Raw genomic sequence first — 19846 nt, 5'->3', positions numbered from 1 at the left:
GACGGAGATCTTGCGTTCAAGGGGACGGGGATCTCGAACGGGGGTGCGTTCAAGGGGACGGGGATCTTGCGTTCAAGGGGACGGGGATCTCGAACCGCGGCGCGCCCGCCTGACTGTCCCCCGCCACGGCCGGCGGCGATATTCTGGCATGCCTGACCAGATGCCGGTCTTTCACGCCACGACCATCCTCGCCGTCCGCCGCAATGGGCAGGTCGCCATCGGCGGCGACGGCCAGGTCTCCATGGGACAGACCATCGCCAAGGCCACCGCGCGGAAGGTGCGGCGCCTGGGCAACGGCAAGCTGGTGGCCGGGTTCGCTGGCGCCGCCGCCGATGCGTTCACGCTCTTCGAGAAGTTCGAGGAGAAGCTGGAGCGCTACGGCGAGAACCTGCCCAAGGCCGTCGTCGAGCTGGCGAAGGACTGGCGCAGTGACCGCGTCCTGCGCCGCCTCGAGGCGCTGCTGATCGTCGGCGACCGCGAGTCCCTCTTCACCATCAGCGGCAACGGGGACGTGATCGAGTCGGACGACGGCATCATGGCGATCGGCTCCGGCGGCATGTACGCCCTCTCGGCGGCGCGCGCCCTGGCCCGCCACACGGACATGGGCGCCCGCGAGATCGTCGAGCACGGGATGCGGATCGCCTCGGAGATCTGCGTGTACACCAACGACAACATCACCATCCTCGAACCCACCGCCTGACCGATGCCGTCGCCGCGCACCGCCCGCGCGCTCGCGCGCCTCGCCGACCTCACGCCCACGCGCATCGTCGCCGAGCTGGATCGCTACATCATCGGGCAGTCGGCGGCGAAGAAGGCGGTGGCGATCGCGCTCCGCAACCGCTGGCGCCGCCAGCACACCGACCCCGCGATCCGCCCCGAGATCAGCCCGAACAACATCATCCTCATCGGGCCCACGGGGTGCGGCAAGACGGAAATCGCGCGCCGCGTGTCGCGCCTCGCGTCGGCACCGTTCGTGAAGGTGGAGGCGTCGAAGTTCACCGAGGTCGGCTACGTCGGGCGCGACGTGGAGTCGATGGTGCGCGATCTGGTGGAGAACGCGATGGACCTCGTGCGCTCCGAGCGCGAACAGGAGATCACCGCCGATGCGGCGGGGCGCGTGGAGGAGCGGTTGCTGAATGCGTTGCTGCCGGCTCCCGCCCCCGCCCCCACGCCAGCGGCCGGCGGCACCGCGACGCCGGCGGCGGACGCCGCACCGCCAAGCATCTTCCTCGTCGGCGCGCAGGGGGCCGCCACCACCGCCCCGGTCAGCGACGTGGAACAGGAGCGCCACCAGCGCACCCGTGAGAAGCTGCGGGCGCTGCTGCGCGCCGGCGAGCTCGAGGCGCGCACGGTGGACCTCGACGTGCCCGTCACCACCGCGCCGATGTTCGGGATGACGGCGCAACCCGGCGCGGCCGAGGGCATGGAGCAGTTCCAGGAGATGATGAAGGACGTGCTGCCGAAGCGCACCCGCAAGCGGAGCATGCCGGTGTCGGAGGCGCGCCGCGTGCTGCAGGCGCAGGAGTTCGACCGGATGCTGGACCGCGACGAGATCATCGCCGAGGCGATCGAGCGCACCGAGGAGACGGGCATCGTCTTCCTCGACGAGATCGACAAGATCGCCGGCCAGCGCGGCGGGCAGGGTGGCCCCGACGTGTCGCGCGAGGGGGTGCAGCGCGACCTGCTGCCGATCGTGGAAGGATCGACGGTGAGCACCAAGTACGGCATGGTGCGCACAGACCATGTGCTCTTCATCGCCGCCGGCGCGTTTCACGTGGCCAAGCCGAGTGACCTGATCCCGGAGTTGCAGGGGCGCTTCCCGATCCGGGTGGAGCTGCTGCCGCTCACCGAGTCGGACTTCGTGCGCATCATGACGGAGCCCGAGCATGCCCTGACGCGGCAGTACGCGGCGCTGGTCGCCGCCGAGGGAGCGACGCTGGCCTTCGCACCCGACGGCATCGCCGAGCTGGCGCGGGTCGCGACGGTGTGCAACGCGCGCATGGAGAACATCGGCGCGCGCCGGCTCCACACGGTGATGACCACGCTGCTCGAGGACCTCCTGTTCGGGCTGCCGGAGGCGGGTGGCGAGGGGATCGTGGTGGACGCAACGATGGTGCGCACGCGCCTCGAGGCGGTGAGCCAGGACGAGGACCTGCGGCGCTACATCCTCTGAACGCAGCGCGTCACACCCGTTTTTTGTTGACGCTGGGGCGCCGGCCACTAGGTTCATCTGCTTTCCGGTTCCCCGGTCGGGAACCCGCTGCGCCGCCTCCCGCTGCTGCTGCCATGTCCGTCGAGCGTCCACACCGCGACTTCCTCGCGATCCCCGATTTCGACCGCTACGAACTCGACGCACTGCTGCGCCTGGCGGACCGGATGCGCCGCGGCGCGTACGACCGCCGCCCGCTCCGCGGCAAGACGCTGGCGATGCTCTTCATGAAGTCGTCCACGCGCACCCGCGTCTCGTTCGAGGTGGGCACCTTCCAGCTCGGCGGCCACGCCCTGTTCCTCTCCGACCGCGACGTGCAGCTCGGCCGCGGCGAGCCGCTCAGCGACACGGCGCAGGTGCTGACGCGCTACGTGGACGGGATCATGATCCGCACCTTCGCGCATGACGACGTGATGAACCTCGCCAAGCATGCGCAGGTGCCGGTGATCAACGGCCTCACGGACCTGCAGCACCCCTGCCAGGTGCTGGCCGACGTGCTGACGGTGCGCCAGCACCTGAACGACGAGCGGAAGCAGGTGGTGGCGTGGATCGGCGACGGCAACAACATGGCGAACTCCTGGATCGACGCCGCGGCGTCGTTCGGGTTCGCACTGCGGCTGGCCTGTCCCGAGGGCTACGATCCCGATCCCGTGCTGCTGGCGCGGGCGCAGAAGATGACCGAGGTGGCGCTGGTGCGGGATCCGCGCGAGGCGGCGAACGGTGCCACGGTGATCACCACCGACGTCTGGGCGTCGATGGGCCAGGAGGCGCAGCACGAGGCGCGGGTCAGGGCGTTCGCGGGGATGATCGTGGACGAGTCGGTGATGGCGGTGGCGGCGAAGGACGCGATCTTCCTGCACTGCCTGCCCGCACACCGTGGCGAGGAGGTGAGTGCCGGCGTGATCGACGGCCCGCAGAGCCGCGTCTGGGACGAGGCCGAGAACCGCCTGCACGTGCAGAAGGCGATCATGGCGGTGGTGATGGGTGGCGAGGCGCTGCACACGGGGCAGGTGCGGGCGTAGGGCGCTGGCGCACCGCGCCGCGCGCGGCTTCACCGACTCACGTCGCACCCTCCTCCTGATGCCCACCATCGGCCGCGTCGCCCCCGCGTTCACCCTGCCCACCGACACCGGCGAGACGCTGTCGCTGCGGGCGCTGCGCGGCCAGGTGGTCGTGCTGTACTTCTACCCGAAGGACGACACCACCACCTGCACCACGCAGGCCTGCTCCTTCCGCGACGCCATGCCGCGCTTCCGGAAGTCCGGCGCCGTGATCCTCGGCGTCAGCCCCGACCCGGCGAAGCGCCACGCGAAGTTCCGCGCGAAGTACGACCTCCCCTTCACGCTCCTCGCGGATGAGGACCATGCCGTGGCTGAGCGCTACGGTGTCTGGAAGGAGAAGCAGCTGTACGGGCGCACGTACATGGGTGTGGAGCGCACCACGTTCGTGATCGATGCGACGGGCCGCCTGCGGCGCGTGTTCGAGAAGGTGAGGGTGGCGGGCCACGTCGCCGAGGTCGAGGCCGCCGTGGCGGCGCTGCAGGCCCGCTGACAGGACCGTCGGGCGGGGCGCGACCGGACACGGCACGCCCGACCCGTCTCGCGCTTTGTCCCCAGGGCGCGCGCGGCACACGCGCAGGAACCTGACTGCCGGATGGCAGCCCTGGATGTAGCTTTCCCGGGCTGCCACTTCGGCACTCACCCCTGCCTTCACGCCATGTCTGCCCCTGAAACGCTGCAGCGCACCGCGCTGTACGACACCCACGTCGCGCTTGGCGCGAAGATCGTCCCGTTCGCCGGCTTCGAGATGCCGGTGCAGTACCCGGGCGGGATCACGGCCGAGCACCATGCGGTGCGGAAGGCGTGCGGGCTGTTCGACGTGAGTCACATGGGGGAGTTCATCGTGCGGGGGCCCGGCGCGGTGGATTTCGTCAACTACGTCACCACGAACGACGTCGAGAAGCTGGCCGTGGGCCAGGCGCACTACTCGACGTTCTGCAACGAGCGTGGCACGATCGAGGACGACTGCCTCGTCTACCGGTTCGCGTCGCACATCATGCTGGTGGTGAACGCCTCGAACATCGCGAAGGACTGGGCGCACATCGAGCCGCGGCTGCTGACCTTCGACGCCACGCTCGAGGACATCAGTGCGCGCACCGCGCTGCTGGCGCTGCAGGGTCCCAATGCGCCGGCGATCCTGCAGCGGCACACCGACGCCGACCTCGACGCGATCCGGTACTACCACTTCACCACCGGCACCGTCGCCGGCGTGGAGCACGTGATCATCAGCCGCACCGGCTACACCGGCGAGGACGGCTTCGAGCTGTACTTCCCCGATGCGCATGCGCCGGCAATGTGGGCCGCGCTGATGTCGGGTGGTGACGTGACGCCGGCCGGCCTGGGCGCGCGCGACACGCTGCGCCTGGAGATGGGGATGGCGCTCTACGGCAACGACATCGACGACACGGTGACGCCGTACGAGGCGAACCTGGCGTGGCTGGTGAAGCTGACGGCGAAGGAGCGGTTCGTGGGACGCGAGGCGCTGGTGGCGCAGAAGATGGCCGGTGTGCCGCGCAAGCTGGTGGGCTTCACGCTGCCCGTGCGGAACGTGCCGCGCCACGGCATGCGCGTGGTCATCGACGGCGAGGAGAGCGGCGTGGTCTGCAGCGGCACGGTGGGGCCGAGCGTGGGCGTGCCGATCGGGACCTGCTACCTGCCGGCAGACGTGGCGAAGGCCGGCACCAGCTTCCAGGTCGAGATCCGCGGCACGTTGGTGCCGGCGACCGTGGCGGCGCTTCCGTTCTGGCCCAACGGCTCGGCCAAGAAGTAGGGCGGCACGTGAAGGCGCTCATCACACTCACGGACGTCGAGCCGGCGGTCCGTCTCAATGCGCTGCTCGAGGCCACCGGGATCACCACCGAGCTGGTCTCGCCGCTCGACGACATCCGTGGCACGCTGGAGCGGTTCGAGCCGGACGTGGTCGTGATCACCGGCGCGCTGCTCGACACCGGCAACGTGCAGGTGGTGCGTGAGGAGCTGTGGGCGGGGGTGCCGGTGGTGGGGCTGGCCGACGTGGACGAGCCGGGGATGCGCGAGCGCCTGCGTGGCATCGGGTACGCCGACGTGCTGGTGAAGCCCGTGCTGCCCGACGACGTGGCGCCGGTGGTGCGGCGGCTGCTCGAGCGGCGCCGGCTGAGCCAGGAGACGGGGCTGAGCGGCGACACCGAGGCGTTGCGCGAGGTGCTGGTGAAGATCGAGCAGATCGCGCCGGTGAGCAGCACGGTGCTGATCGAGGGGGAGAGCGGCACCGGCAAGGAGCTGGTGGCACGCGGGATCCACCGGCTCGGGCCACGCCGCAACAAGCCGTTCATCGGCGTGAACGTGGGGGCGCTGGCCGAGACGCTGCTGGAGAGCGAGCTGTTCGGCCATGAGAAGGGGGCGTTCACCGGGGCGGCGGAGCGTCGGCTGGGGCGTTTCGAGCTGGCGGACGGCGGGACGCTGTTCCTCGACGAGATCGGTGACATCCCGCCGTCGACCCAGGTGAAGCTGCTGCGGGTGCTGGAGGAGCGTGAGGTGACGCGGGTGGGCGGGGTGCAGAGCATCCCCGTCAACGTGCGCGTGATCGCTGCGACGAACCGTCCGTTGCGGGAGCTGGTGGAGGACGGGGGGTTCCGGTCGGACCTGTACTACCGGCTGAACGTGCTGAGCATGTACCTGCCACCGCTGCGTGAGCGGAAGTCGGACATCCCGGTGCTGGTGCGCCGCTTCATCGCCGAGTTCTCGCGGCGCCACGACAAGGCGTTCCACGGCATCTCGGCCGATGCGATGGAGATGCTGGCGCGGTATTCGTGGCCGGGCAACGTGCGTGAGCTGCGGAACCTGGTGGAGAGCATGGTGGTGCTGTCGCCGGGGCACGAGATCGGGGTGGACGACATCCCGCCGCAGATCCGTGAGGGGCTGACGCGGATGCTGCCGGTGCGGCTGCCGATGGTGTCGTCGGCGCGTCCGCTGGCGGGTGAGGCCTCGCCGATGCTCGGTTCTGCCGAGCTCGAGTTCATCCTGCGGAACCTCGTCGAGTTGAAGGTGCAGGTGGAGGACCTGCGTCGCCGGCTGGACCAGGCGCCGATGATGTCGCCGACCGAGGCGCTGGTGGCTGGCGGTGCGGTCGAGCCGAAGAGTGCTCGGCTTCCGAATACGGTCGAGGTCGTTCCTGGCATGACGATGTCGCAGATCGAGCGCGCCGTGATCGAGGCGACGTTGCGAGAGACGCGCGGCAATCGGCGTCGTGCGGCGGAGCTGCTGGGGATCGGCGAGCGGACGCTGTATCGGAAGATCCGGGAGATCGAGGGTGGTGGCGCAATAGTAGAGGACGCTCTCTCTTGATTTTTCTTAATGTTTGCGCGAGCTTGCTTGTTCGAAACGGATGGGGCTGATTTAATCAGCGCTGGCCGGAGCAGGTGTTCGGTCTTTTGCACTTCCACCCGCGAAAGAACGTGACCGTGTCTGTCTTTCAGTCCGTTGGTGCCGGCGGGACTCCCGACCGCCATTCCGCGATTCACATCGCGCGGGCGGAGGAGTTGCTGGGCACGCTGCCGGGTGTGGTGAGTGTGCGCATCGAGGCGTCGCCTGCGGGCGATGTCGATGCGATCCATGTGTTGACGTCCGTGGAGATCGGCCCGAAGCAGACGGTGCGCAACATCGAGAGTGCGTTGCTGGCGCATCTGGGGATGCGCGTGGACCATCGCAAGATCAGCGTGGCGACGACGGTGGATGCGCCGCGGATTCGGCTGACGCCGTCGGCGGTGGACGCGATCGCGGGGCCTGCGGCGGCGGCTCCGGCGGCGGTGCCGTTGGTTGGCGTGTTGCCGGGTCCCTCGCTGTCGGCGTCGACGGCGGTGCCGACACCCGGGTCGGTGCCGGCGGTGCTGCGTGCGGTGGATGGCGGGCTCGAGCAGGCGACCGGGGCCCGGCGCTACGTGTTCGACGACGTGGAGGTGAAGCGCAGTCGCAACGGACTTGCGTGTCGCGTGACGTTGCGGCGGGGTGAGGAGTCGTTCGAGGGAGAATCGGAGGGGGTCGAGACCGACGCGGCGCGGCTGGAGCTGGCGGCGCGGGCGACGGTGCTGGCGATCGCCTTTGCGGAAGGGCGTTCCGGGGCCTTCTCGCTGGCGGGTGCGCAGCGGGTGGACGCGTTCGGGACGGAGTTCGTGTTCGTGGGAGTGTCGGCGCGGCAGGGGCGTGAGTCGGTGCTGTTGAGCGGGAGTTGTGCGATCCGCGACAGTGCAGAGGTGGCCGGGTCCCTGGCGGTGCTGGATGCAACGAATCGGTGGCTGGAGGCGACCCGGTAGGGCAGGGTTGCTGGTGACCGGCAGGCGTTGCGTGTGGTGGTGACGAGGTCACCGCGGGCGGCGGGAAGGATGGACTGACGGTCACGGCACGGTTGGTGTGGTGCAAGTGCAGTGCAACGCAGAGTTATCCCCCCGTCCTCGGCAGAGCGGAGTTGAGCGGGTACGGCCAGGCAGTACGAGCGGAGCTAACCTGAAGGACGCAGTCTGACGCGCAAGCGGAGGGCTGACGGATCTTATGGGAGGTGACGCAAGATGAAGATCTGGGCCGGTCTCGTTGGTATGATCGCCGCATTGTTCGGCACGGTGCAAAACTGGGGTTGAAAATACCTCAGTAAAATGGTCGAGGCGGGGGAAACTGCGTGCACGCAAAGACATCGCGCGTCATTGGCGGATTTACGGTTCTTGCGATCTGCTTGGTGGCAGGGATCGTGAACCTTCAGCCAATTGTGCCGCAGCAACAAGTCAATGCTGCGATCGCGTTTGGAATATTCTCAACAATTGGTGTGTTGCTCCCCTATGCGCTCTCAAGCGGAGCCATCGGGAACGCTTCACTCGTAACCGTGTTAGCGAGCGTTGTGCTCGCTCCGGTCTGGCCTACACTTGCTTCTCAGCTTGTGGCAGTGTTTGTCGGTGAGGTGTGGGTTCGTCGCCCGATCCGAAAGCTTCTGTTCAATCTCGCCCAGAACGCCACTTCGCTTGCCGTCGCTGTATTCGCCTATAGGGCGTTCGGCGGAGTAGCGCTAGCGCACGGCACGGATCCCAATATTGGGGCCATCCTTGCGTCATTCGCATGTTTCGCGCTCGCGAACTCGTCTGCCGTTGCGCTGGTAATTGCAGTCGACTCCGGTGCGTCCTTCCTGAACGTGTGGAAGTCGAATACGCTCGGTGGCCTTGTCGTCTCGTGTATCGCGCTCCCGTTCGTTTATGTGTTCGCGAAACTCTACGTTGAGTTCGGAGTTCTCGCCACTGCGGCCGCGGCCGGGTTAATCGTCATTGTTCGACAGCTCAACAGCGCCAATGAGGAGCTGCATCGTTCGCATCGAGAGATCTTGGAACTCACTGCGACGACTCTTGAAGCGCGTGATCCGTATACATCAGGACACTCGCGCCGAGTATCCGAGTATAGCAGGATGATAGGACAGTCAATCTCTCTGCCTTCGAAGCAAGTCGAGCGACTTCACGTGGCCGCTATGCTGCACGATGTCGGCAAGATCGCCGAGGCCTTTGCGCCTATCCTTTCGAAGCCGGGAAAACTGACGGCCGAGGAACGAGCGATAATGGAGTCGCATCCCATCAAAGGGGCTGAGCTAGTCAGAATTTCGTCCCATTTGCGCGACACAGTTGACCCAATACGCCATCATCACGAAGCCTGGGACGGATCTGGATATCCCGATGGGCTCGTCGGCGAGGCTATTCCGCTCTTTGCCCGGATCATTGCGATCGCAGACACCATTGATGCGATGGCGAGCGATCGTCCGTATCGCCGCGGCTTAGCCTCCGAGAAAATTCGCGCTGAACTCATTCGCATGAGCGGCATTCAGTTCGATCCGAAGCTTCTTGGAACGCTCATATCGAATGGCACGATCGATCGGATCCTGTCGCAAGCTTGTGCGGCGACGGAAGAACTCCACGTAGCGTCCGGACTGGCCCTCGTCGGTATGAGATAGTCCTTCAAGCGGCAGGCTCAGACTACATGAGAGTGGCTAGGAACGGCCAAGCCCGTCGTCCTAAGGATTCAAGGCGTGCCGTCTCATTCGCAACAAGTTCAGACGTGTTTTTGTGTCTTCCGTTCTTCCGCGAGGCGATCAGAAGGGCAGCCATACTGACGTGCTCATTCGGATAGTATGCGCGGCTCCCAATGCTCTCGCGCAGGCTGTCAAAGGCGCGCTCGCTCTCTCGCGAGGTAGTGACTTTCTGCGTTGCGAGTTTCACTGAAAGCGCTGTCCAGTGGGCGAAGCCGGTTCCAGTGTAGGAGCGCTGCATCCGTCTGGTTACCACTTTGGCAGCCTTGGCCGCACTGGCGTGATCGCCGATCAGGATCGCTTGCCAGCACAGCTGAACTTGCAAGTCTACGACGAGAAGTGGAGTCGTCAAGTTGTGCTCCTGCATGACGTCCGACGCGCTCTGCAGATACGCACGTGAGCCCTCTGCGTCCATGCACTCGATCGAAAGATCAGCTAGGCGGATATCCGCCCACGCAATCTGCTTTGAGTACCCGAGGCGATATGCGAGCTCGCGTGATTCATGGAGAAGAGCCTGAGCCCTGCCGATGTCGCCGAAGGTTGAGAAGACTTCCGCTGCGTTCCTCAGTCCTTTGCATGCAAGGTGAATGTCGGCAAGGCCGCGGCATGCGTGTTCGAGCGTCTCTGCGCTCCTGAGTGCTTGCGCTCGGTCGCCGAGGGTCGCGTAGTAAATGAGGTCCGCGCGGCCAATATCGAACGGTGCGACGCCATGCGAGTGTCGCACAGCGTTCGCGGCTTGGAACGCTGAATGCAGACACGCGACTTCGCCCGTGTTGGAGGAAATGGCGAGAGCCATGACCGCGTCCGTCATTCGCTGTGACGGTAGTGCGTTCGGATCGCGCGCGGCCGCGAGCGCAGCGTTGAGCGAAGCATCGGAAGAGAATGAATACTCGACCTCTATGCACGTCTCGGAGAGCGAGGGAAGCGAAGTAGGCGTTGGTGTGTCACTGGAGGCTTTCCGTACGCTGCGTCGATTCTCCGAGCCGACGGCAATCTGTCCAAGCGTGGACTCGAGCTTGGCACATAACTCCTGTGTTTGTGCAACTTTCCTCAACCTCATTAACTCGAAGACAAGCGACTGTGCGGTTTCGATCCGTACCAGCTCGCCAGCATGGTGGTCAAGAAACTGCGAGGCGTACTTCTCCTCCTTGGCGACGATGAAGAGTCGAATCGTTGCGTAGAACGCGGCAGCCTGACTCTGCGCATTCCATGACAGCGCGATGTAATGGCCCGCTCGAAGAGCGTCCATGCGCGCATCATTGGCGCGAAGACGAGCCTGCGCCGAAAGCGCCATGAGTGGCGAAGCAAGCAAAGAACCATTCTCGAACCGGAGATAGCCGGCGAGTTCGAGCATTGCGATCGCGGCTGAGACATCGGATTCCGGCAGTCGCGTAGCGGCGACCAAGGTATTCGGGTGTGCGCAATCCTGCAGCTTGTCGCACAGCGCAAGTATACGGATGTGCACTTCGTTGAGCCCGTTTAGCCCGCTCGCGATGGCATTCTGTACCCGCCAGGGGATGACGTCAGGCGATGCCTCGTCGCGCAATAGGCCGAGCATTTCGATGCCGTACATCGGAACGCCTTCCGAGAAGACAGCGGCACACGCTATGTGGTCTGGGCTCGATCGGATTGACGTTTCATTTACATAACTCTCGAGGAGGCGTTGAGTCTCCGCGAGCTCCATGGGGGCGAGTAGAATTCTTCGGAGGCCACGAAGCTGAATACCGTCGGCGCGCGCGATGCTCAAGAGTGTTGCTGCCACGATCGTCATATGCTGGCGAGATTCGCCAGTCCGGTAGATCCAGTCTAGGCAGGACAGAGTCGCGCTATCCATTCGATCGCCTTCGTCGATGAGCACCGCAAGCGGTGTTTCCTCTGCGATTGACGCAAAGAGGTCTTCAATAGCGGCAATCGGGCAGTCGTCCACTGAGCGAGATGACGCTGTCAGCCAGAGCTGCATCGCTGCGAAGGCATCTGGTGCGACGCCCATCGCACCCGGGAGCGCGAGAAGACGTGCAACGAGAAGCCGCAGGGTGGAGAACGGATAGTTCGTGTTCCCTGCTTCGCATGAGATATCTATGACGAGCATCCCCTGCAGTAATGCGGCGGTGCGCGCTTCGTGTAGAAGGCGAGACTTGCCGGTGCCGACGGTCCCTTCGATAAGGGTTCCCGTTCCGCGCCCCGCGCGGGTCTCAATCACGGCCGCGAACAGGCACTTCGACTCCGCTGCTCGGCCGATCAGCGCGCCGAAATGGTGCACGCCTGTTTGATACCGCACCGCCGGCAACTTCTCCGCAATCCGCCGCCGCAGCAGCTGCGCCGGCAACCCCGCATCCTTCCCCGGCCCGAACTGCCCGATCTCCTTCAGGTACGTGTCCAGCAACCGCAACGCGTCCACCTTCGACCCCTGCATCGCCATCAGCTCCGCCCGCGTCAGCGTCGCCTCCTCGTTCAACTCGTCGATCCCCAGCAACTGCCGCGCATACCCGTCCGCCGCCACCAGCTCCCCCGCCGCCCGCGCCCGCTGCAGGCTCCTGATGATCCGCGGCCGCAGCATCGCATGCACCCCCACCCGCTGCGCCGTCACCCAGCCGCGCAGGTCCTCCGAGAACTCCGGCTCGTACTCCGCCAGCCACTCCCCCGGCACGTCCCCCGCCGGATCCTCCCAGTCACACGACCAGTGCCGCGGGTCCAGGCGCAGCCCGTCCTCGCCCGACTCCACCAGCAGCCCCAGCTCCCGTGCCTTGTAGACCGTCTGCCGCAGGTTGTGCCGCGCGTTCGCATCGTCGGCGCCGGGCCACAACGTGTCCATCATCGTCTGGCGCGACGTCAGCCGCCCCAGCGGCACGCAGAGGCGCACCACCATCGCGAACAGGCGCTCCGCCTCCGGCGTCACCACGTCGCTCCCGATCTCGATCCGCTGACCGCCCAGGAACACCAGCCGCGCGACTCTCCTCGACCGTTCGGACATCCACCCTCCCCCGGCGTGTGCCAGCACCGGTGGCACGGTCCAGACGCTGCCCCTCGGGCCCGGCCGCGCCGCCGAACCGACCGCCAACCTGACGCGATATGTCACTTTCGCGTCATCCAGCCCGCATTCAAGCGACCCCAGCCACCCGACACAAGCGATACCTTAGTCCCCATGGTCTCCCTCCTCGACATCATCGGCCCGGTCATGGTCGGGCCCTCGTCGTCCCACACCGCCGGCGCCTGCCGCCTGGGCCTCCTCGCCCGATGCCTCGTCGGCGGCACCCCGCAGACCGCACGCATCGAACTGCATGGCTCCTTCGCCCGCACCGGCGAGGGCCACGGCACCGACAAGGCGATCGTCGGCGGCCTGATGGGCTTCCGCCCCGATGACGAACGGCTCCGCACCGCGCTCGACATCATGGAGCGCGAAGGTCTCGACTTCAGCTTCGAGAAGACCACCCTCGGCGAGGACAACGAGGTCCACCCGAACACGGTCCGCATCACCCTCACCCGCAACGGCCGCACCGCCGTCATGCAGGGCTCCTCCCTCGGCGCCGGCCGCGTGCTCGTCACCGAGATCGACGGCTACCCGGTGGAGGTCACCGGCAACCTCCACTCGATCGTGCTGGTGGCCGAGGACGTGAAGGGCAGCGTCGCGCGCGTCGCCACGCTGCTGGCCGAGGCGAACCTCAACATCGCCACCCTGCGCCTGTCACGGAAACAGCGCGGCGGTGATGCGTTCATGGTGATCGAGATCGACGAGCAGCCGGGCGAGGAGGTCCGCGACACGATCCGCGCCCTGCCGTGGGTGCGCTGGGCGTTCCGGCTCGACAAGGTGGGGGCGGCGTAGGTGTACAAGTCCCTCGCCGAGGCCATCCGCGACGCCGAGGCGCGCGGCGTGTCCCTCGCCACCGTCGCACTGGAGGCCGAGTCGGCCGACGGCGGCCGCACCGTCGCCGACATCCGCCACGCCCTCGGCCGCGCGCTCGAGATCATGCGCGGCGCCATCACGGCCGGCCAGGACCCCGACCTCCGCTCGTCCTCCGGCCTCGTGGGCGGCGACGCGGCGAAACTGCTCACGGGACCTGCAGGTCCTTTGAGTGGCACGCTGTTCCGCGACGTGCTGATGCGCGCGCTGGCGGTGCAGGAGGTGAATGCCTGCATGGGCGTGATCGTCGCCGCGCCCACCGCCGGCGGCGCGGGGGTGCTGCCGGCCGTGCTCACCGGTCTCGCCACCGCGCGCAACATTCCCGACGCCCGGGTGATCGACGCCCTCGCCACCGCCGGCCTCATCGGAGCCGTCGTGGCCGAGCGTGCGTCGCTGAGCGGGGCGGAGGGTGGATGCCAGGCGGAGACGGGCGCGGCGGCAGGGATGGCGGCCGGCGCCGCCGTCGAGATGCTCGGCGGCACGCCGTCACAGGTGGGTCACGCCACGGCGCTCGCGCAGCAGGGCACACTCGGCCTGGTGTGTGATCCGCTCGGCGGGCTGGTGGAGTTGCCGTGTGTCTTCCGCAACGCCACCGGTGCCGCGATCGCACTGGCTGCGATCGAGATGGCCATGGCCGGCATCACGTTTGCCATTCCGGTGGACGAGGTCATCGACACCATGGGTGAGATCGGGAAGGCGATGGACGTGCGCTATCGCGAGACCGCCGGCGGTGGACTCGCCGCCACGCCCACCGGGCGCCGGCTGGCGCGTGAGCGGGTGGTGCAGATCAAGCGAGCGGACGGGTGATGCGTCCGTTCGGCTGCCTGGCGGCCGCTTCCGTGCTTCTGCTGTCCGCCATCGGTGCGTCCGCGGCATCGGCGCAGGCTGCGCCCGCGCAGCGCGCGACCACCGGCTGGCACTTCGCGATCGCGGGAAGGCCGGCGGGTGCCCCGGCTGGCGTCCTCGTGCTGATGCCGGGCTACGGCGGCGACTTCGATGACTTCGCGGTGCCTGACTCGCGCGGCCTGCCGCTCGCCGATTCGCTGGCGAAGGCGGGGATCGCCACGCTGCTCGTCGGACCCACTTCCGGAGTGCTGTTCGGTGACTCGGCGTACCATCGCCAGCTCGAGGACACGATTGTCGAGGCGATGCAGGCCGCGGGCGTGGGTGACGTGCCGATGGCCGTCGGCGGGTTCTCGGCCGGTGGCACCGATGCGATCCTGCTCGGTGAGCGATGTGCGCGGCATGCGTGCACACTGCGGAATGCCATCCGGGCGGTGATCGAGGTCGACGCCCCGCTGGACTGGCATCGCCTGTGGGCCAACAACATGCTCGCGCTCCGCAACCCGTCACCGCGGACGAACGTCACCGAGGCGCGGCTCGTGCTGCGCAGCATCGAGGCGCGGATCGGTGCGCACCCGACACCGACATCCCCGCGCTTCCTTGCCGCCTCGCCGCTGGCGTCGCGTGACGCCCGTGGCGGCCAGGCGCGACACCTCGCGCGCGTTGCGGTGCGGGCATACACGGAGCCCGACATCAGCTGGTGGCTGGAACAGCGTGGCGGGGACTACTACGGGCTGAACGCGCTCGATGCGGCGACGCTGGTGCGGGTGCTGCGCGCACAGGGCAATGCCGATGCATCGCTGGTGGTGACGTCTGGGCGCGGGTACCGCGGCGACGGGACACGGCATCCGCACTCGTGGTCCATCGTGGACCAACCCGAGCTTGCGACGTGGGTCGCGAAGCGGCTCGCGCGGTAGGCCTCGACATGGCCTCGACGATCTCTGCCGGCGCCTGGCTCTCGCTCGGCATCGCCGGCCTGCTCGAGGTGGCGTGGGCCATCGGCATCAAGTACACCGACGGCTTCACGCGCCCGCTGCCGAGCGTGCTCACCGCGCTCGGCATGATCGCCAGCTTCTGGTTCCTCTCGCGGGCGTTGCGCGAGATCCCGGTCGGGACGGGCTACGCCATCTGGACCGGCATCGGCGCCGTTGGGGTCGCGGTCGTCGGGATCGTCTGGCTGGGCGAACCACGCACCGCCGCACGCATCGTGAGCCTGCTGCTGATCGTGGCGGGCATCGTGTCGCTGAAGCTGGCGACGGCAGGCCCATCCTGATGGGCGCCCGCGTGCGCGCCCGCTTGCGCGTTCCGCACGCGCCGGGATAGGATTGCGAGCCTAGAAAGTTCGGTCGGCAATGGGTAACCCCGACCCCTGCGGATGTCCGCAGGACTGTACCGAGCCGCACCGTGTGTGCGCCCGGACCCCTGGCCAGGTCACGTCGGCGCGAGCGCGCCACGACGTTGCCCGGCGGGGTCACGATGGTACCAGGCAACAGCGCCGCATGGCGGCACGCTGCAGGCCCACGACTCCCTCGGACGACGGAACCTGCCTTCGTCACTCCCAATGGGAGACTGTCCGATGCCCGTGCTCAACCACATCAACCTGCCCGTTCCCGACGTCGGCGCGCTGCGCGATTTCTTCGTGGAGCACTTCGGGTTCACGCCGATCCATGAGGCCGCGGGGGGCAGCATGGCCGTGCTGCGCGGCGAGCAAGGATTCATCCTCAACATCATGCGACGGCGCGACGGCGATGCCGACTTCCCGTATCCGTTCCATGTGGGCTTCCTGTTCGACACCACGCCGCCGGTGGTGGCGCTGCGCGACCGGCTGGCCGGCGCCGGCGTGCGCTGCGGGGCGGTGGAGGAGATGCACCGCAACGGTGTCGACTCGACCACGTTCTACTGCTTCCCCGATGGTGGCCCCATGGTGGAAGTGAGCTGCTACCGCTGACGCAGGGTGGACACCGTGTGCCGCTCGAGAACGGGCGGCGCACGGTGTCCGGCTCACATCGTGCGCCGCTCGACCTGCCGCGCCAGTCTCACGATCCACGCCCGCAGCCGTTCCGCCTCCCGCCGCACCTGCTCGGCGTCGCGACGGGCCTGCTCGGCGTCGGATCGCCGACGCTCACGGTCCGGGCGCACGCGCGGCGGCGCCGCGACCGGCCCACGCGCGATCACGGTCCCGCGGCCCCGGCCGTTCCGCCCCGCATCATCGGCGTCGTCAGCGTCGTCAGCGTCGTCAGCGTCGTCGGCGTCACCGTCGTCGTCGGCACGCTCGTCCGGCGCCGACCGCTCGCCACGTCGCATGCCGTCGTCCGACACGTCGCGCAGGCTGAACATCGGCTGCTCGCGCGGCGCGTACGCGCTGAGGATCCGCGCCCACGGTGCCACCACCACGTCCGAGGCGTGCTGCGACGACACGGCACCCGTGCCAGAGACCACCCCCACCCACAGCAGCGCCACCAGGTCGCGCGCGAAACCGACGAAGACCAGCTCACGACCACGGCCGGCGGTGCCGGTCTTGCCGGCCAGTGACCAGTCGTCGGCCAGCACGCTGGCGGCGCGCCATGCGGTGCCCTCGCGCGCCACGCCCTGGAGCATGGTGTACGTCATCTCCGCGGCCATCGGCGAGACGAGTGGCGCGGCCATCGTGCTCGCGTCGTATCCGCTGAACCGCGGGAGCATCGCCCGCTGGCTGCTGCGCAGTGCGGCGTACGCGGTGAGCAGGTCCAGTGGCGCGACGGTCTGCAGCCCGAGCCCGTCCGCCGGCGTGGCGGCAACGGTGCGCAGGATCCCGGCGCTCACCAGCCGCTGTCGCGCCGCCGGGCCGAGCCCCGACATCAGGCACGCCCCCAGCACGTTGTCGCTGCGGTACATCGCCTCCTCGATCGAGCGCTCCGGCGCGTCGTACCCGGACAGCGTGGCGAGGTACTCATGCACCTGGGGGTCGGGACAGAGCTGCTGCATCAACTCGCCGAGCGTCTGCCCGGGATACACATGCCCGTCATCCATCGCGGCGGCCAGCAGCAGCGGCTTGATCGCGCTGGCGGGCTGGATGCGCCCGATGCGCAGCAGGTCCGCGCCCGACGGCGTGCGGCCGTGCCGCCCGGTGTAGCTCACCACCTCGCCGGTCGAGATGCGCATCGCGACGAAGATGCCGGCGACCTCGCGGCGCGCCGTGGTGTCGGTTGCCTTGCGCGCACGGTCCGGCCCCTGCAGCCGGCGCACCAGCGCGCCAAGCTCGCGCTCGGCCGCCCGCTGCAGTCCCGCGTCGAGGAAGGTGCGCACGCTGGAAGGACAGCTCACCGAGGGCTCGCAGCTCGAGAAGCCGTCGCGCACCCGCGACACGTAGCCGCGGTACGTCGGCACCGTGGCCGTCGCCATCCGCGTGCGCGACAGCGTGATGCGCTTCCGCGGCGCGGCGAAGGTGGTGTCGAGGCGGTGCATGCGCTCGAACACGCTCGCGATGGCGGCGCGACGTGCCGCGAGGTCGTTCCGGCTCGGGTCGCGATCGCGGGGATTGGCGACGATGTGCGCGAGTTCCGCCGCATCGGACGCCGTGAGCGCGGTGGCCGGCTTGCCGTAGTACGAACGTGCCGCCGCGTCGATGCCGTTGCGGTTGCGGCCGAGGTAGACGCTGTTCAGGTACAGCTCGACGAGCTCGCGCTTCCCGAAGCGTGACGTGAGGTACATGCCCAGCCCCGCCTCGGCCAGCTTGCCGCTCCAGCTGTGGTCCTCCGGCATCCGGTCGCCACAGAGGGCGCGGGCGAGCTGCATCGGGATCGTGCTGGCGCCGCGCCGGGGACCGTCGCCGGGGCGCAGGTTGCCGACGGCGGCGGCGACGGTGCCCACCGGATCCACGCCGCGATGGTACCACGCGTGCAACCGCCGGTCCTCGACGGCGGTGAAGGCGATCGGCACGTGCTTCGGCAGCGCGGCGAGCGTGACGTAGCGATCGCGTGTGGGGTCCACGTAGCCCAGGCGCCGGCCAGTGGCGTCGAGCAGCTCGGTGCCGTTCCGGAGTGCCCGCACCCGCGACCCCACCCCGCACGGGGCGTGGCCGTAGAACGGGTAGAACAGGACCAGCGGCAGGACCGTCAGCAGGCCGAGGGTGACCAGGGCACGTCGCTTCGTGACTCGCATGGCAGTCGGGCGGAGGGCGGGGGTCCCGGGGAACGCCGGCACCCGCGTCGTGCCGACGGGGGCCCTACGCTCCGGCGCCCCCCGTTGTGTCGCCTGCCGCGGCCTGGGGGTTGCCTCAAACGGCAGAGGCCGGCAGCATCCCGCGGGAGCTGTCGGCCTCGTGGAGACGCGGGAGCGTCACCTTCCTGCACACCGGCATACGGTCAGGCCGCGGCGTCCTGGAGTGCCAGGGCGATGTAGTTCCGGATCGTGCCGATCTCCTCGGGCTCTCCCTCGGTGCGGAACTTCCGCAGGAGCCGCTTCGGGACGTAACACTGGGCCCACATCGTGCCTTCCGCCTCGTCGCGGGAGCAGGCGAGCACGGTGATGGCATCCCACTTCTTGCCGTCCCGCATCGTCAGCCGGGTGTCGATGGCGAGGGCGCACCGCTGCACGTCGGGGCAGTGCTCGCGGATGGCCTGAATGGCCAGCACCATCGGCTCGACCTGTTCCTCGCCGCTGTAGAGGATGAACATGCGCCCGGTGTCGTCGAACAGCAGCGGGTGCAGCGGGCTGCCCACCGCCTCCACCTGCACGATGCCGCCGTGCAGCGCCCGGTCGATGAGCTCCTGCAGTGACAGACTGATCTCCGTGGCGCTGCTTCCCATGCGTGCTCCGGTCGCGGGTCATGGCCGGTGCCGGCGAGAGGCCGTGTGGCGCGGCGGGCCACGCAGAAGACGCCTGTTTGCGTGGCGGGTCACGCCCCGCCGCTCAGCGCGCGCTGCCCGCCCGCGGATCCTGCACCAGGAACTCGGCCAGCCTGACCCGCCCGCGCGCGAGGCGTGACTGCACGGTGCCCATCGGCACCGCCAGCACGGTCGCGATCTCCTCGCAGGTCAGGCCGTCGATCTCCTTCATCATCACCACCGTGCGCGCCGCCCCCGGCAACCGCAGCAGCGCGGCATCGATGATCGCGCGGCGCTCCGCCGTCTCGAGCCGTGCATCCTGCAGCGCGCCGGCGTCCACCGCCGCCTCGATCACGCTCACGCCACCCTCCGGCACCTCGAGCTGCGACTCACTCAGCTCGCGCGCCCGCTTCGGCATGTCGCGCGTGAGCACGTTGTTGATGTGGTTCAGCGCGACGCGGTGGATCCACGTCCGGAGTGACGAGTCGCCGCGGAAGGTGTGGAGGCGGCTGAAGACGCGGAAGAAGACGTCCTGCGCGATGTCGTCGCGGTACGCGGCGAGTCGGCGGGCCTGCAGCAGGTGCTGCACCAGGGCGATGTGGCCGAAGTAGATCTCGCGCTGCGCCTGCTCGTCACCGGCCAGCGCGGCCTGCGCCAGCTCGAGGTCCTCGGCGTGTGCGGCGTCGCGCCCCGAGACCTCGGGACGGCGTCGCCGCGTGCGGGGGAGTGACGCCAGCGTTTCGTGCAGCGCGGCGTACACCTGCTCGGCCCACGCGGCCGGGGCGGCGATGGCGCGGGGCGCCGCGGCACGCAGGGCAGCGAGCTGGCGATGTGCCGCCTCCACCCGGCGGGCGAGGGCGTCGGCGGCCGGTGACGCCGCCCGGGCATCGGCCAGTGCAACATCGTCACCGGGGCCAAGCTCGCCGTCGAGTGCACGGCTGGCGAGCAGCGCGGCGATGGTCGGCGTCAGGGACATGTGCGCGAGTCTATCGCGCGCCACGG

Annotated in this window: 17 protein-coding genes; 13 read left to right on the top strand and 4 right to left on the bottom strand. The window is 68.4% G+C overall.

Going from position 1 to position 19846, the window contains the following annotated elements:
- The first annotated feature begins 160 nt into the window (after positions 1 to 160).
- The 8 genes from hslV to IT355_08565 all read left to right on the top strand — a co-directional run bounded on the left by hslV (position 161) and on the right by IT355_08565 (position 9223).
- Complete coding sequence (gene hslV, locus IT355_08600; GenBank protein MCC7053316.1) at positions 161 to 700, top strand: ATP-dependent protease subunit HslV; 540 nt, start codon at positions 161 to 163, stop codon at positions 698 to 700.
- A gap of 3 nt (positions 701 to 703) precedes the next feature.
- Complete coding sequence (gene hslU / locus IT355_08595) at positions 704 to 2173, top strand: ATP-dependent protease ATPase subunit HslU (GenBank protein ID MCC7053315.1); 1470 nt, start codon at positions 704 to 706, stop codon at positions 2171 to 2173.
- 113 nt (positions 2174 to 2286) lie between these two features.
- Positions 2287 to 3231 (top strand): ornithine carbamoyltransferase, encoded by a 945-nt coding sequence (gene argF / locus IT355_08590; GenBank protein MCC7053314.1) that lies wholly within the window; start codon positions 2287 to 2289, stop codon positions 3229 to 3231.
- 58 nt (positions 3232 to 3289) lie between these two features.
- Positions 3290 to 3760 (top strand): thioredoxin-dependent thiol peroxidase, encoded by a 471-nt coding sequence (gene bcp, locus IT355_08585; protein MCC7053313.1) that lies wholly within the window; start codon positions 3290 to 3292, stop codon positions 3758 to 3760.
- 165 nt (positions 3761 to 3925) lie between these two features.
- Complete coding sequence (gene gcvT / locus IT355_08580) at positions 3926 to 5038, top strand: glycine cleavage system aminomethyltransferase GcvT (GenBank protein ID MCC7053312.1); 1113 nt, start codon at positions 3926 to 3928, stop codon at positions 5036 to 5038.
- A gap of 8 nt (positions 5039 to 5046) precedes the next feature.
- A complete protein-coding gene (locus IT355_08575) occupies positions 5047 to 6591 on the top strand; it encodes a sigma-54-dependent Fis family transcriptional regulator (GenBank protein MCC7053311.1) in 1545 nt (514 codons plus the stop codon).
- Positions 6592 to 6707: 116 nt separating this feature from the next.
- Positions 6708 to 7556: a hypothetical protein gene (locus IT355_08570; GenBank protein ID MCC7053310.1), complete on the top strand. Its 849-nt coding sequence runs from the start codon at positions 6708 to 6710 to the stop codon at positions 7554 to 7556.
- Between the two features lie 359 nt (positions 7557 to 7915).
- Positions 7916 to 9223: an HD-GYP domain-containing protein gene (locus IT355_08565; protein MCC7053309.1), complete on the top strand. Its 1308-nt coding sequence runs from the start codon at positions 7916 to 7918 to the stop codon at positions 9221 to 9223.
- Positions 9224 to 9245: 22 nt separating this feature from the next.
- On the opposite strand, the gene IT355_08560 is transcribed toward IT355_08565, so the two are convergent.
- Positions 9246 to 12269, bottom strand: coding sequence for an AAA family ATPase (locus IT355_08560; GenBank protein MCC7053308.1), 3024 nt, complete (start codon positions 12267 to 12269; stop codon positions 9246 to 9248).
- A gap of 171 nt (positions 12270 to 12440) precedes the next feature.
- Between IT355_08560 and sdaAB the strand changes: the two genes are divergently transcribed.
- From sdaAB to IT355_08535, 5 genes are all read left to right on the top strand, one after another.
- A complete protein-coding gene (sdaAB, locus tag IT355_08555) occupies positions 12441 to 13118 on the top strand; it encodes an L-serine ammonia-lyase, iron-sulfur-dependent subunit beta (protein ID MCC7053307.1) in 678 nt (225 codons plus the stop codon).
- Positions 13119 to 14003, top strand: coding sequence for an L-serine ammonia-lyase, iron-sulfur-dependent, subunit alpha (gene sdaAA, locus IT355_08550; protein ID MCC7053306.1), 885 nt, complete (start codon positions 13119 to 13121; stop codon positions 14001 to 14003). It abuts the gene before it with no gap.
- 32 nt (positions 14004 to 14035) lie between these two features.
- Positions 14036 to 14956: a hypothetical protein gene (locus tag IT355_08545; protein ID MCC7053305.1), complete on the top strand. Its 921-nt coding sequence runs from the start codon at positions 14036 to 14038 to the stop codon at positions 14954 to 14956.
- Between the two features lie 8 nt (positions 14957 to 14964).
- The gene (locus IT355_08540) at positions 14965 to 15312 is read left to right on the top strand and encodes a multidrug efflux SMR transporter (protein ID MCC7053304.1); all 348 of its coding nucleotides are present in this window, start codon (positions 14965 to 14967) and stop codon (positions 15310 to 15312) included.
- A 303-nt stretch (positions 15313 to 15615) separates the two neighbouring features.
- Complete coding sequence (locus IT355_08535; protein ID MCC7053303.1) at positions 15616 to 15987, top strand: VOC family protein; 372 nt, start codon at positions 15616 to 15618, stop codon at positions 15985 to 15987.
- A 53-nt stretch (positions 15988 to 16040) separates the two neighbouring features.
- Here the strand turns inward: IT355_08535 and IT355_08530 are convergent, their stop codons facing one another.
- The 3 genes from IT355_08530 to IT355_08520 all read right to left on the bottom strand — a co-directional run bounded on the left by IT355_08530 (position 16041) and on the right by IT355_08520 (position 19820).
- Positions 16041 to 18179, bottom strand: coding sequence for a penicillin-binding protein (locus tag IT355_08530; GenBank protein ID MCC7053302.1), 2139 nt, complete (start codon positions 18177 to 18179; stop codon positions 16041 to 16043).
- A gap of 203 nt (positions 18180 to 18382) precedes the next feature.
- On the bottom strand, positions 18383 to 18826 hold the full coding sequence (locus IT355_08525) for a hypothetical protein (protein MCC7053301.1): 444 nt from the start codon (positions 18824 to 18826) through the stop codon (positions 18383 to 18385).
- Between the two features lie 103 nt (positions 18827 to 18929).
- Positions 18930 to 19820, bottom strand: a complete 891-nt coding sequence (locus tag IT355_08520; protein MCC7053300.1) for a sigma-70 family RNA polymerase sigma factor — start codon at positions 19818 to 19820, stop codon at positions 18930 to 18932.
- Between the last annotated feature and the right edge of the window lie 26 nt (positions 19821 to 19846).

It is taken from the genome of Gemmatimonadaceae bacterium (assembly GCA_020851035.1).
Classification (GTDB): domain Bacteria; phylum Gemmatimonadota; class Gemmatimonadetes; order Gemmatimonadales; family Gemmatimonadaceae; genus JACMLX01.
The sequence above is the reverse complement of the archived record's forward strand: the minus strand, read 5'-3'. Positions and strand labels throughout refer to the sequence as shown.

Coding starts and splice junctions, on each gene's coding strand:
- hslV (MCC7053316.1), top strand. CDS start 161: ATGCCGGTCTTTCACGCCACGACCATCCTCGCCGTCCGCCGCAATGGG.
- hslU (MCC7053315.1), top strand. CDS start 704: ATGCCGTCGCCGCGCACCGCCCGCGCGCTCGCGCGCCTCGCCGACCTC.
- argF (MCC7053314.1), top strand. CDS start 2,287: ATGTCCGTCGAGCGTCCACACCGCGACTTCCTCGCGATCCCCGATTTC.
- bcp (MCC7053313.1), top strand. CDS start 3,290: ATGCCCACCATCGGCCGCGTCGCCCCCGCGTTCACCCTGCCCACCGAC.
- gcvT (MCC7053312.1), top strand. CDS start 3,926: ATGTCTGCCCCTGAAACGCTGCAGCGCACCGCGCTGTACGACACCCAC.
- IT355_08560 (MCC7053308.1), bottom strand. CDS start 12,269: ATGTCCGAACGGTCGAGGAGAGTCGCGCGGCTGGTGTTCCTGGGCGGT.
- sdaAB (MCC7053307.1), top strand. CDS start 12,441: ATGGTCTCCCTCCTCGACATCATCGGCCCGGTCATGGTCGGGCCCTCG.
- IT355_08540 (MCC7053304.1), top strand. CDS start 14,965: ATGGCCTCGACGATCTCTGCCGGCGCCTGGCTCTCGCTCGGCATCGCC.
- IT355_08535 (MCC7053303.1), top strand. CDS start 15,616: ATGCCCGTGCTCAACCACATCAACCTGCCCGTTCCCGACGTCGGCGCG.
- IT355_08530 (MCC7053302.1), bottom strand. CDS start 18,179: ATGCGAGTCACGAAGCGACGTGCCCTGGTCACCCTCGGCCTGCTGACG.
- IT355_08525 (MCC7053301.1), bottom strand. CDS start 18,826: ATGGGAAGCAGCGCCACGGAGATCAGTCTGTCACTGCAGGAGCTCATC.
- IT355_08520 (MCC7053300.1), bottom strand. CDS start 19,820: ATGTCCCTGACGCCGACCATCGCCGCGCTGCTCGCCAGCCGTGCACTC.